This window comes from Micromonospora sp. SYSU B005 (assembly GCF_055362685.1).
Map to the genome: position 1 here is coordinate 18,345 of NZ_JAXCFU010000016.1, position 11,621 is coordinate 29,965.

Annotated in this window: 12 protein-coding genes; 4 read left to right on the forward strand and 8 right to left on the reverse strand. The window is 74.3% G+C overall.

All coding sequences use genetic code 11. The features are described from left to right. Position 1 precedes the first annotated feature (1 nt). A complete protein-coding gene (locus tag SM452_RS26390; protein ID WP_355510276.1) occupies positions 2 to 1,069 on the reverse strand; it encodes a DUF2855 family protein in 1,068 nt (355 codons plus the stop codon). Positions 1,070 to 1,156: 87 nt separating this feature from the next. Then, on the reverse strand, positions 1,157 to 2,062 hold the full coding sequence (locus tag SM452_RS26395) for an oxidoreductase (RefSeq protein WP_463840924.1): 906 nt from the start codon (positions 2,060 to 2,062) through the stop codon (positions 1,157 to 1,159). Positions 2,063 to 2,194: 132 nt separating this feature from the next. Between SM452_RS26395 and SM452_RS26400 the strand changes: the two genes are divergently transcribed. Further along, positions 2,195 to 3,076 carry a helix-turn-helix transcriptional regulator gene (locus SM452_RS26400; RefSeq protein WP_355510279.1) on the forward strand — a complete coding sequence of 294 codons (882 nt, stop codon included), beginning with the start codon at positions 2,195 to 2,197 and terminating at the stop codon, positions 3,074 to 3,076. 5 nt (positions 3,077 to 3,081) lie between these two features. Here the strand turns inward: SM452_RS26400 and SM452_RS26405 are convergent, their stop codons facing one another. Then, the gene (locus SM452_RS26405) at positions 3,082 to 3,558 is read right to left on the reverse strand and encodes a TspO/MBR family protein (protein ID WP_151010867.1); all 477 of its coding nucleotides are present in this window, start codon (positions 3,556 to 3,558) and stop codon (positions 3,082 to 3,084) included. A gap of 170 nt (positions 3,559 to 3,728) precedes the next feature. On the opposite strand from SM452_RS26405, the gene SM452_RS26410 reads away from it, so the two are divergent. The 3 genes from SM452_RS26410 (at position 3,729) to SM452_RS26420 (ending at position 6,397) form a co-directional block, all read left to right on the forward strand. Continuing rightward, positions 3,729 to 4,892 carry a M23 family metallopeptidase gene (locus SM452_RS26410; protein WP_463840925.1) on the forward strand — a complete coding sequence of 388 codons (1,164 nt, stop codon included), beginning with the start codon at positions 3,729 to 3,731 and terminating at the stop codon, positions 4,890 to 4,892. 168 nt (positions 4,893 to 5,060) lie between these two features. Continuing rightward, the gene (locus SM452_RS26415; RefSeq protein WP_463840926.1) at positions 5,061 to 5,858 is read left to right on the forward strand and encodes a S1 family peptidase; all 798 of its coding nucleotides are present in this window, start codon (positions 5,061 to 5,063) and stop codon (positions 5,856 to 5,858) included. A 98-nt stretch (positions 5,859 to 5,956) separates the two neighbouring features. After that, the gene (locus SM452_RS26420) at positions 5,957 to 6,397 is read left to right on the forward strand and encodes a hypothetical protein (RefSeq protein WP_463840927.1); all 441 of its coding nucleotides are present in this window, start codon (positions 5,957 to 5,959) and stop codon (positions 6,395 to 6,397) included. A gap of 7 nt (positions 6,398 to 6,404) precedes the next feature. Here SM452_RS26420 and SM452_RS26425 read toward each other — a convergent pair whose 3' ends face one another. From SM452_RS26425 to SM452_RS26445, 5 genes are read right to left on the reverse strand one after another with little or no spacing between them, the layout of a single operon-like run. Beyond that, on the reverse strand, positions 6,405 to 7,115 hold the full coding sequence (locus SM452_RS26425) for an ABC transporter ATP-binding protein (protein WP_463840928.1): 711 nt from the start codon (positions 7,113 to 7,115) through the stop codon (positions 6,405 to 6,407). After that, entirely contained in the window at positions 7,112 to 8,080 is a 969-nt protein-coding gene (locus SM452_RS26430; RefSeq protein ID WP_355510291.1) for an ABC transporter ATP-binding protein, read from the reverse strand. Before SM452_RS26430 ends, SM452_RS26425 begins: the two co-directional genes overlap by 4 nt. Then, entirely contained in the window at positions 8,077 to 8,943 is an 867-nt protein-coding gene (locus SM452_RS26435) for an ABC transporter permease (protein ID WP_355510294.1), read from the reverse strand. The genes SM452_RS26430 and SM452_RS26435 overlap by 4 nt, the downstream gene beginning before the upstream one ends. Continuing rightward, entirely contained in the window at positions 8,936 to 9,955 is a 1,020-nt protein-coding gene (locus tag SM452_RS26440) for an ABC transporter permease (RefSeq protein ID WP_355510297.1), read from the reverse strand. Before SM452_RS26440 ends, SM452_RS26435 begins: the two co-directional genes overlap by 8 nt. Further along, positions 9,937 to 11,535 (reverse strand): ABC transporter substrate-binding protein, encoded by a 1,599-nt coding sequence (locus tag SM452_RS26445; protein ID WP_463840929.1) that lies wholly within the window; start codon positions 11,533 to 11,535, stop codon positions 9,937 to 9,939. Before SM452_RS26445 ends, SM452_RS26440 begins: the two co-directional genes overlap by 19 nt. Between the last annotated feature and the right edge of the window lie 86 nt (positions 11,536 to 11,621).

Consider the following 11,621-nt stretch of genomic DNA (forward strand, 5'->3'; position numbering starts at 1 on the left):
CTCAGAGCTGGACGACGTGCCCCACCCGGGGCGGCGTACGGCCCGCGAGGACGTCGAGCCACGCGTCCCGCAGCGCCTCCGGGCCGGTGCCGACCCGCACGTCGAGCCATCCGCTCACCACCCGGGAGAACCGCTGCCAGGCGTCGGCGAACCGCTCGTCGAGGCCGTCGCGACCCCAGTCCTGGCTCCGCTTGCGGATGCGCACCGGCGCGAAGAAGACCTCCCCGGCTGCCCCGGCGTTGGGCGTCTGCTGGGTGAGGCCGACGGCGATGTCCCGGACCAGCAGGTCGCCGAGGTGCCCACGCAGGGCGGCACGGGTGGTGGGTGAGCCGGACAGGTCGAGGTAGACGGTCGGTACGGCGTCGAGCGCGCCGAACTCGTCGTAGGAGAGAACCTCGTCGTAGCAGCCCAGCGATCGGGTGAAGGCGAGGTTCCCGGGCGAAGTGAGCCCGATCAGGCGCGGGCCGCGGCCGTACAGCTCGAACGCGGCGGCGTACGCCGTCTTGCTCGACGCGGACGACAGCACCAGCGCCGCCGCGCCGTAGCCGTCCTCGTCGATCACCTGGTCGGCGAGCATGAACGAGGTGAAGAACAGCGGCCGGAACAGGATCAGCAGATCCTCCTGCTCCGCGCGGTAGGCGGGGTCGCCGTCGGTGGCCCGGTAGGAGTTGTACGGCGAGGGCAGTTCGGCCCGGTGCGGGCTCGCGTCGCGGAACCCGGACGCGTCCACCCGGTCCGGGCGTACCACCAGGTGGCCGGCGGGCGGCAGGTAGCCGTAGACCCGTTGCCCCGGCTCGACGCCGGCCACCGTGGACGCGACGACCTCGGCGAAGCCCCACAGTGGCGGGAGCCCCCACCCGCCGTCGAGCCCGCGCGGCTGCGGCGGGAAGAACTCCCAGTAGCGCATCGCCTCGCCGAGCACCGCGTAGGTGACGTTGTTGGCGGTCAGGCCGACGCGGTCCACGCGCAGCAGCGCCTCCCCGTCGGCGAGGCCGGGCACGGCGCCGTCGACGAGCGTGGTGCGAGCGAGGTCGTCACGGGCCACAGCGAACGTCCACGAGTCAGCCATGGCCTGACGCTAGGCAGCGGCGAAACCGGAGACAAGTGCACTGGGAGTGCAAAATCCCACTCGGCCGCGTCGTTGCGCGCCGCCGGTTCAGAGGTAACGAACACCGGTCAGCTCCGCCGCCGCAGCCCAGAGGCGCTTCCCGACGGCCGGGTCGGCGGCCTGCCGGCTCAGCCGCGCCTCGGTCACCGGGCCCCAGGTCTCGAAGAACCGGGACGGGCCGAAGAACTGGCCGCCGCGTACCTCCGGGTCGGTCGCGGCCCGCAACTGCGGAAGGACGCCCCGCTCGACCGGCTGGGTGGCGAGCAGGCCGAGCCGCCCGATCACCCGTCCCAGCCGGCCCCGGTGCTCCCAGGCACGCGGCGTGAGGTTGCTGCGGGTGAGACCGGGATGCGCCAGCGCGCTGACGACCGGCGACCCGGCCGCGCGCAGGCGGCGGTCCAGCTCGACGCCGAAGACCGTGGTGGCGAGCTTCGAGCGGCCGTACGCGGCAGAGGCCCGGTAGTCGCGCTCGGACATCAGGTCGCCGAAGTCGAGGCGCGCGTTGCGGTGGGTGAGGGAGCTGAGGCTCACCACCCGCGCCGCCCGCGCCCCGGCCAGGGCGTCCAGCAGCAGGCCGGTCAGCGCATAGGGGCCCAGCGTGTTGGTGGCGAACTGGAGCTCGAAGCCGTCGGCGGAGGTACGGCGCGGGCCGAGCAGCACCACACCGGCGTTGTTGACCAGCAGGTCGATCGTCGGATGGTCGGCGGTCAGCTTCGCGGCGAACGCGCGTACCGAATCGAGGCTTGCCAGGTCCAGCTCGCGTACCTCGGTGTCGCCGCCGATGTGGCGGGCGGCCTGCCGGCCGGCGGCGGTGTTCCGCACGGCCAGCACGACGTGGGCGCCGCGGCGGGCCAACTCGGTGGCGGTGACCAGGCCGAGGCCCGAGTTCGCGCCGGTCACGACGGCGACCCGGCCGCGCTGGTCGGGGATGCGGTCGGCGGTCCATCCGGTCATCTGCTGCTCCTCGGGTGCGGGGTTCGCGTCCGGCGATGACGCTAGGAGCGATCCGGCCGGTCTCGGTCGTTCGCGGTTGCCTAGGTCCGCCGGACCTACCCTGGGCGCCCGGCGTCGCGGCAGACTGGCGGCATGAGCAGCCCGCATCCGTACGCCCGCGAGCTGGGCGCCTTCCTCCGCGCCCGGCGCGGCCGACTTCGCCCCCGCGACATCGGCCTGGAGCCGGGCGGCCGACGCAAGGTGACCGGCCTGCGGCGGGAGGAACTGGCCCTGCTGGCCGGGCTGAGCACCGACTACTACCAGCGGATGGAGCAGGGCCGGGAGGTACGCCCCTCGGACGACGTCCTGGACGCGATCGCGGGCGCCCTCGGTCTGGACGACACCGAACGCCGGCACCTGTTCACGCTGGCCCGGGCCGCCCGGCGGCCGGTGCCCGCGCGCGTCGAGCGCGGCCCGGAGCGGGTGCCGGACAGCACCCGGCGGCTGCTGCGGGTGATGGACACCCCGGCGGTCGTCCTCGGCCGGCATCTCGACCTGCTCGACTGGAATCCGATGGCGCAGGCGCTGCTCGGTGACCCGGCGGATTACCCGCCCGGCCGGCTCAACATGCTCCTGCTGATGTTCGACGACGCGCTGACCGGGGGACGGAGCTGCCCGGACTGGGAGCGGCAGGCGCTGGACTACATCGGCATGATGCGCGCCGCCGTCGCCGACGACCCGACCCATCCCCGCGCCACGGCCGTCGTCGGCGAGCTGAGCATCCGTAGCGCGGAGTTCCGGCGGCTCTGGGCACGGCACGACGTCCGCGCCTCGGTGAGCGGCACCAAGACGTTCCGGGTGCCCGGACTGGGGGACATCGTCCTGGACTGGGACACCTATCCGCTGCCGGGCAGTCCCGGCCCGGTCATACTCGTCTTCACCGCCGAGCCGGGCAGCCCGGACGCCGACCGGCTACGGCTCCTGGCGTCGTGGCGTGCGACCCGCCCGGCGCCCGCCGACGTCCACCCGGCCTGATCCGGTCACCGCCCCCGGTTGAGGCCGACGATCGCGCCGTTGAGGGCGGTGGCGAAGAGGGTCCAGGCGACGTACGGGGCGAGTGCCGCCCCGGCGGGACGGTCGGTGCGCGCCGCGCGGCCCAGCAGCACGACGTTGGACACGTTGAGCGCGGCGATCTCGGCCAGCGCGGCTCCGGGCCTGCGGGCGCCGAAGAACAGGGCGCTCCAGCCGGCGTTGAGCGCCAGGTTGAGCGCGTAGCCGCGCGCGAAGGCGGCGCGCTCGGGCCCCTCGGAGCGGTCCAGCGCGCGGGCGCCGGCCACCGCGATCAGCCCGTACAGCGGGGTCCAGACCAGGGGGAACGCGGCCGACGGCGGCTGCCAGGCGGGCTTGCGCAGGCGGCGGTACCAGCGCGACGAGGTGCCGGTGGAGGTGGCGGCGGCGCCCGCGGCGGCGGTCGCGGCGACTGCTGCCGCAGTCTTGACCAGGGTCGGTACTCGCATCCCGCTCATCTACCCGGTCGGCGGCGGATCAACCCGCCACCCACCGGAAGATCCACTTCCGGATACGCCCCGATGCACAGATCCTTCACCGTCGCGCCGAGAGTCGTAGACAACTTTCACGACCGTCGATAGCCACTCAATCCAGTGACAGATGTCGATAAGGAGGCTCCATGCGACGGCTCATGCTCTCCTGCGCCCTGGCGGCCATCGGCGCCTGGGCGGTAGCCCCGGCGCCAGCGACCGCCGCCCCTCGCCCGGCACCGGGCCCCGTCGCCGACGCCGTGACCGCGAAGCTTCTCGGCTCGGCCGGCTCGGCCACCGCCCGCGCGGCGGACGCGCAGCAGGCCCGGATCACCGTCACCCGCACGAACGGCCGGTGGGCCTTCGGCACCGCTGTGCTGCTGGCCGACCGGTCCGAGGACGCGCACCCCACCGGATCGGTCTTCCTCGCCCGGTCCGACAGCAAGGGCTGGACCGTCGCCTTCGACGGCGAGGCGTCGTTCGGTGACCTGGCCGCCGCGTCACCGCTGGTGAGCGAGAACGAGAAGGCCGTGTTCCGCACGCCGGTGGCGCCACTGGCCGCGGGCGGGGACTTCCGCACCGGCATGGCGCTGCCGTTCGCGGTCGGGCAGACGTGGACGCTGACCTCCGGGCCGCACGGCTGGGGCGGGGCGGCCGCGCCGTGGAGTTCGGTCGACCTCGCCGGTGGCGACCAGGTGGTCCGGGCCGCGCGGGCCGGTACGGCGTACACGATGTGCACCGGGTGGATCCGGGTCATCCACGACCGGGGCTACTCGACCGACTACTACCACCTGTGGAACAGCATCTCCGTCAACGGCGCCGCCGTCGCGCAGGGCGCGTACCTCGGCAACACCGGCACCGACGTCACCTGCGGCGGCTCCGCCACGGGCCGGCACGTGCACTTCGGGCTGCGGCAGAACTCGGCGTACGTGCCGATCGCCGGGCACGGCATCGGCAAGTGGGACTTCGTCAGCGGCGCGGCCGCGTACCAGGGTGGCGCCCGGCACGGATCCGCCTACGTCGGCGGCGGTGGCGGCGTCTACAACTACGGCGCGCTCGGCTTCAACCAGGGAGTCGTCGACGCCAACGGGGGCGGCTCGCTGACCCGGCGCTCCGGCCCCGGCACCGGGTACGGCGCCCTCGGGTCGGTGGCCGACGGCGCCACCGTCACCATCTCCTGCTCCGCCAACGGCACCTCGCACACCGGCCGCTACGGCACCACGGCGCTGTGGGACCGGCTCAGCGACGGAAGCTGGGTGTCCGACGCCTACCTCTCCACCGGAGTCAACGGGCCGATCAACGGCTGGTGCTGACCACGCGGGCGACACGTGCCGGCGCCGGACACGGCGTCGGCACGCGCGGCGTATGACGCAGACGGGATGCCCGCATCCATTGCCGTTCATCGATGCCTGCCCATAGGCTCCCTGCCACCACGAGTGCGGCCCGGCGGGGCGGCACAGCGTCGATGTCTGGAGGGAACCATGGTCCGTTGGCGCAGATTCCTCGGCCGGATGGCGGCCGTTCTGGCAGTGGTCACCGCGGGAGCGGTCACCGCGGTGGCGCCCGCCGCAGCGGCACCGGCCGGGGACATGACGCCGTACGTCGTCGGCGGCACCCGGGCCGCGCAGGGCGAGTTCCCGTTCATGGTCCGGCTCTCGATGGGCTGCGGCGGAGCGCTCTACAGCCCGCGACTGGTCCTCACCGCCGCGCACTGCGTCGGCCGTACCGGCGCCAACACCAGCATCACCGCGACGCTGGGCGTGGTGGACCTCCAGTCCTCCAGCCGGATCCAGGTCCGCTCCAACTACGTCTACCGGGCCCCCGGCTACAACGGCAACGGTGACGACTGGGCGCTGATCCGGCTCGCCACCCCGGTCACCGCGCTCGCCACGCTCAAGATCGCCACCAGCACTGCGTACGACAACGGCACGTTCACGGTGGCGGGCTGGGGCGCCGCGCGGGAGGGCGGCGCGCAGCAGCGCTACCTGCTCAAGGCCACGGTGCCGTTCGTCGACGACACCACCTGCAACCGCTACTACGGCGGCGACGTGATCCCCAGCGAGGAGATCTGCGCCGGTTACGCCAGCGGCGGTGTCGACACCTGCCAGGGTGACTCGGGTGGCCCGATGTTCCGCCCGGACGCCGCCGGCGCCTGGATCCAGGTGGGCATCGTGAGCTGGGGCAACGGGTGCGCCCGCCCCAACTACCCCGGCGTCTACACCCAGGTCAGCACGTTCGCCTCGGCGATCCAGTCCGCCGCCACGAGCCTCGGCGGCTGACCGCGCACGGCGCGGTGGCCCGGTCGCGGCGTTGCGGCCGGGCCACCGCCACGTCCACGCGGATCCGCCGGTGACGGTGACTGCTACCTTTCGGACGCATGGACGACTCCCCTCGCTGGTACCGCCCGGCCCCCGACGTGCTGCTCACGGTCGGCAGCGCCACCGCGCTGCTCGGCTACCTGATCCCGTGGTTCCGCGCCAGCCGCCGCCACCAGTGGTCGTACTCGGGCTGGGCCTACCTGGAGACCGAGGGCGGCTGGACCTGGCTGGTCGTGGTGTCCCTGGTGATCGCCGTCCTCGCCGGCCTCTGGGCCGGGCGGAGCGTGGCGTGCGCCAAGCTCGCGGTCGGCGCGGCGGTGGCCGGGATGTTCCTCGCCAGTGCGGTGGTCGCGGTGAGCCTGGGCGCACTGCCGGAGCGCGACAGCATCAACTGGGTCGGTGAGCTGCCGTTCGAGATGGGGATGCCGCTCATGGCGGTCGGATTCGGGGCGGTCGTCGCCGGGGCGCTGGGCACCGTACGCCGCCCGGTGCAGGAGTGACGCGACGTCACGCCGCCGGCAGGTCCACCACCCGGGTGGCCCAGCGGGCCATCAGTGCCGGGTCGTGGGTGATGACCAGGACCCCGGCGCCCTGTCGGCGCTGGTAGTCGCCGATGACGGCGGCGACGTGCGCCTGGGTGGAGGCGTCGAGCATCGCGGTGGCCTCGTCGCAGAGCAGGTAGTCCGGCCGGTGCACCAGGGCGCGGGCCAGGCAGGCGCGTTGCAGTTGCCCGTCGCTCACCGCGTGCGGGCGGCGGGTCAGCAGGTCGGGCGTCAGCCCGGCCAGGTCGGCAAGCTCCGCCGCGCGGGCGGCGGCCTGCTCGCGCGGTGTGCCGGTGGCGCGCAGTGGCTCGGCGACGATGTCGGCGAGGCTGAGCCGCGGGTCGGTGGCGGCGCGCGGGCTCTGGAACAGGATCGCGACGCGGGTACGTACCTGCGCCGGCAGGCGGTGGCGGACGCCGCCGACCGGTTTCCCGTCGATCGTGACGTGACCGCCGTCCGGGGCGTGCAGCAGGGCGAGGACGCGGGCGAGCGTGGACTTGCCGCTGCCCGACGGGCCACGCAGCCCGACCGTCTCGCCCGGGGCGATGTGCAGGTCGACCCGGTCGAGGACGCGCCGGCCGCCGTACGCGACGGAGACCTGGTGCGCGGCGAGCCCGGCCGCCGGCGCGTCGCCCGGGGCGGCGGCGTCGGTGGCATCCGGAACCGTGACCGTCATGCCGGTACTCCCTCTCGCAGCGGGTGGTGACAGGCGACCCGGCCCGCGCCGTCGGCGGCGAGGCGGGGCAGGGCGTCGCAGGTGCCGGTGGCGCGGGCGCAGCGCGGGGCGAAGGCGCAGCCGCCGGGCAGATCGGTGAGCGCCGGCGGGTGGCCCGGTACCGGAACGAACGCGCGGTCGGGCAACGCGTCGAGCAGACCGGCGGTGTACGGGTGGGCCGGTGCGTCGAACAGCGCCCCGGCCGGGCGGTGTTCGACGATGCGGCTGGCGTACATCACCGCGACGGTGTCCGCGACGCGGCGCGCGGCGGCCAGGTCGTGCGTGATGAGCAGGACGGCCGCGCCGGTGTCGCAGCGGCGGCGCAGCAGGTCCAGCGTGTGGTCGACGAGCGGCCGGTCGAGGCCGGTGGTGGGTTCGTCGGCGAGCAGCACCGGCGGGTCCGGTGCGAGAGCCAGCGCGGTGGCGAGCCGCTGGGCCATCCCGCCGGACAGCTCGTGCGGGTACCGGTCCAGGTCAGCCGGGTCGAGACCGACGTCGGCGGCGATCCGGCCGGCGGCGGCCGGCGCGTCGCGGCGGGTGTGCCCGTGGGCGCGCAGCGTCTCCTCCAGCAGCTTCCGCCCGGTACGCACCGGGGTGAGCGCGGTGGCGGGGCTCTGCGGGACGAGGCCGACGCCCCGGCCGCGTACGTGCCGGGCGAGGTGCCGCTCCCCCGCGCCGATCAGGTCGACCTCGTCGCGTCCCGGCGCGCGCAGGCGGGCCTGCCCGGTGACTGCGGCGTTGCGCGGCAGCAGGCCGAGCAGGGCGTGCGCGAGCACGGACTTGCCGCACCCGGACTCACCGACCACTGCAAGCAGCTCGCCCGGCCGCAGCGTGAGGCTCAGGTCGGTGACGGCGTGCACGACCGCGTCGCGCAGCCGGAAGCGGACGGTCAGCCCGTCGACGGTCAGCAGCGCCGGGGCGGTCACAGGTGCAGCTCCGCCCGTACGCGCGGGTCGAGGCGGTCACGCCAGCGGCCGGTGAGCACGGCGAGCGCCAGCGTGGCCGCCACGAGCAGGAGGCCGGGGACGATGCTGGCCCACCAGGCGCCGGTGAGCAGGGACCGCTGCCCGTCGTTGATCATGTTGCCGATCGAGGCGAGGTGCGGCGGCAGGCCCAGGCCGAGGAACGACAGCGCGGTCTCGTGCCAGACGGCGTGCGGCACCATGAGCGTGGTCGCCAGCGCCAGGCGCGGCAGCACGTGCGGCAGCAGGTGCCGGGTGAGCACCCGGACGCGTCCGGCACCACCGGAGATCGCGGCGTCCACGAACGGCCGGTTGCGCAGGCTGAGCAGCTCGGAGCGGACGATCCGGGCGGTGGACAGCCAGTGCGTCAGCGCGATGGACGCGATCACCGCGCCGAGGCTGGGACGCAGCATCGCCACGATGAAGATGCCCAGCAGCAGGTGCGGCAGCGCGGCGACGGTGTCCACGACGCGCATGAGCGCCCGGTCGACCCACCCGCCGACGCTGCCGGCGACGGCGCCGACCAGGCCGCCGACGACCGCTGCGACGAGCGCGGCGACCGCGCCGACGAGCAGCGAGACGCGCAGGCCGTAGAGGCTGCGCACGGCCACGTCGCGGCCGAGGTCGTCGGTGCCGGCCAGGTGGTCGGGCGAGGGCGCGAGCCGGGTACGGGACAGGTCGACGGCGCTCTGGTCGAGCGGCCACAGGACCGGGGCGAGCAGCGCGGCGGCCACCACACCGGCGAGCACGACGACGGCGACTGTCGTGCCCACGCTGCCGGGGCGGCGCAGGCGCCGGACGCGCGCGGGGAGGGCGAGATCAGTCATCGAGGCGTACCCGGGGGTCGGCGGCGGCGTAGGCGAGGTCGGTGACCAGGTTCGCGGTCAGCACCACGACGGTGGTGGCCAGGGTCGTGGCGGCGAGCAGCGGGAAGTCGGCGCCCAGCGCGGCCTCGACGGTGACCGCGCCGAGGCCGGGCAGGGAGAACACGGTCTCCACCAGGACGGCGCCGCCGACGAGTTCGGGCAGGTGCGTGCCGACCAGGGTGAGGAACGGCAGCAGCGCGGTACGCAGTGCGTGTCCGAACAGGACGACCCGGCCGGGGAGCCCGCGGGCTCGGGCGGCCAGCACGTGGTCGTCGCGCAGGCTCTCGGCGACCGCGTCGCGGACGAACAGGACGAACCACGGCGCCTGGGAGATCGCCAGCACTGTCACCGGGAGCACCAGGTGCCGGGCCACGTCGGCCGGGTCGGTGCTCGTGGCGGTGATGTCGGTGAGCCCGCCGGCGGGCAGCCAGCCGAGGCTGAGCGCGAACACGGCGATCGCCGCGAGGCCGATCCAGAACACCGGCATGGACTGCACGGCGTACGCGACGGCGCGCAGCGCCCTGTCGAACCAGCCACCACGCCGGTACGCGGCCAGTGTGCCCAGCAGCACGCTCGCCACCAGCACCAGGGCGAGCGCGGTGCCGACGAGCAGCAGCGTCCAGCCGGCCCGGGCGGCGAGCACCGACGTGACCGGCTCGTGCCGGCTGGTCGACCAGCCCAGGTCGCCGCGCAGCAGGTTGCCGACCCAGCGGGCGTACTGCACCGGCAGCGGGTCGTCGACACCCCAGTTGGCGCGGATCTGCGCGAGGTTCTCCTCGCTGGTGGTGAACGCCGCCGCGCCCGCGTACTGCTGGGCCGGGTCGATCGGGGAGGCCGCACCGAGCGCGAACATGCCCATGCTTGTCGCGGCGAGCACCGGTACGGCCACCAGCAGCCGCCGCCGGACCACGGTGCCCGCCCCGGCCAGCCGCCGCCGGCCGGTCGCGGGCGCGGTCACGGCTTCTTCGTCCATGTGTGCACGTTCCACCAGATGCTGTTGGCGACGTCGTGCTCGTGCGGCTCCACCCGCGGCGTCACCCCGGTCACGGCGTCCTTCAGCACGTAGGTGTGCTGGAGATAGGTGAGGAACACCCACGGCACGTCGGCGGCGAGCTGCTTCTGGAACGTGGCGTACGCGGCCTTGCGGGCGGCCGGGTCGGCGTTGTCCCGGCCGTCCTGCAACGCGGCGTCGGTGACCGCCGAGCGGTACGAGCCGGGGTTGAAGAAGCCCTGCCCGGCGAAGGCCGAGCTGAACAGCTTGTAGGAGACGAAGTCCGGGTCGTAGGGCGTGCCGTAGCCCATCATCAGCGCGTCGTTCTTCATCCGCGGGGTGATCGCGTCCCAGGTCAGACCCTCGGGCGTGACACTGATGCCGACCTTCTTCGCGTCGGCGACGACGGCCAGGGCCAGTTCCTTGCGCAGGCTGTCGGTGGCCGGGTACAGGAGCGCGAACGCGGCCGCCCGGCCGTCCTTGACGCGGATGCCGTCCGGGCCGGTCTTCCACCCGGCGGCGTCCAGCGCGGCGGTCGCGGCGGCGGTGTCGGCGGCGGGCCGGCCGGCGATCGACGGCTCCGCGTATTCCGAGGTGGGTGGCACCGGCCCGAACGCGGGCTCGCCCGCACCGCCGAGCACACCCGTCACCATGGCCTGCCGGTCCACCGCGACGTTCAGCGCCTGCCGGATCGCGAGGTCGCCGGTGACCGGGTTGCCCATCGGCAGCATGACGCCCCGGTAGTCGGCGGTCGGCACCTTGTGCACCCGGTAGCCGTTCCGGTTCTCGAACCCGGAGGCGAGCTTCGGCGCCAGCTCCGCCGCGTCGAACTCGCCGGCCCGCATCCGCTGGGCCCGGACGTTGTCGTCGGCGACGAACGCCACCATCACGCCGGAGTTCGCCGGCTTGCCGTCCCAGTACGTCTCGTTCGCCGCGAGCACGAGCCGGTCACCCGGGGTCCAGGAGGTGAACCGGTACGGGCCGGTGCCGACCGGCTTGCGGTTGAACGCGGCCTTGTTGACGTCCTGCCCGGCGAACGCCTTCGCCGGGACGATCCCCAGCGCCAGCCGTTGCAGGAACGGCGCGTACGCGTACCTGAGGGCGAACACCACAGTCGCCGGGTCGGGCGCGGTGACGGAGGCGAGCATGTCCAGATCGGAGCGCAGCGTGGAGTCGACGGCCGGATCGAGCACCGCCTGGTAGGTGAACACCACGTCCTGCGCGGTCAGCGGGCTGCCGTCGTGGAACAGCACGCCCTCGCGCAGCTTCGCGGTGACCGTCTTCCCGTCCGCCGAGACGGTGGGCAGCTCGCGGGCCAGGGCGGGCACCAGATCGTTGCGGGCGTCCCGGGCGACCAGCCCGTCGAAGATCAGCGACGCGCCGTCGACGCCGTAGTTGAGCACCGGGTTGAGCGTGTCCGGCTCGCCCGCGGTGGCGACCACCACCGTGCCGGCGTTGTTCGTACCGCCGGTCGAGGCCGTCGGCGACGAGCAGCCGGTGACGGCGAGCAGGGCGGCGGCGAGCGCCACGGCCACGCGTACGGGCTTGGGCTTGATCGCCACCGGCAACCCCTCGAACACTCGTCTGCGGATGGCAGCGGGCGGGCGCTCCGGCGAGGATCGATCATCGCGTGCCGGAGCGCCCACTA

Coding starts and splice junctions, on each gene's coding strand:
- SM452_RS26400 (WP_355510279.1), top strand. CDS start 2,195: ATGAGCAGCCCGCATCCGTACGCCCGCGAGCTGGGCGCCTTCCTCCGC.
- SM452_RS26405 (WP_151010867.1), bottom strand. CDS start 3,558: ATGCGAGTACCGACCCTGGTCAAGACTGCGGCAGCAGTCGCCGCGACC.
- SM452_RS26410 (WP_463840925.1), top strand. CDS start 3,729: ATGCGACGGCTCATGCTCTCCTGCGCCCTGGCGGCCATCGGCGCCTGG.
- SM452_RS26425 (WP_463840928.1), bottom strand. CDS start 7,115: ATGACGGTCACGGTTCCGGATGCCACCGACGCCGCCGCCCCGGGCGAC.
- SM452_RS26390 (WP_355510276.1), bottom strand. CDS start 1,069: ATGGCTGACTCGTGGACGTTCGCTGTGGCCCGTGACGACCTCGCTCGC.
- SM452_RS26420 (WP_463840927.1), top strand. CDS start 5,957: ATGGACGACTCCCCTCGCTGGTACCGCCCGGCCCCCGACGTGCTGCTC.
- SM452_RS26435 (WP_355510294.1), bottom strand. CDS start 8,943: ATGACTGATCTCGCCCTCCCCGCGCGCGTCCGGCGCCTGCGCCGCCCC.
- SM452_RS26440 (WP_355510297.1), bottom strand. CDS start 9,955: ATGGACGAAGAAGCCGTGACCGCGCCCGCGACCGGCCGGCGGCGGCTG.
- SM452_RS26395 (WP_463840924.1), bottom strand. CDS start 2,062: ATGACCGGATGGACCGCCGACCGCATCCCCGACCAGCGCGGCCGGGTC.
- SM452_RS26415 (WP_463840926.1), top strand. CDS start 5,061: ATGGTCCGTTGGCGCAGATTCCTCGGCCGGATGGCGGCCGTTCTGGCA.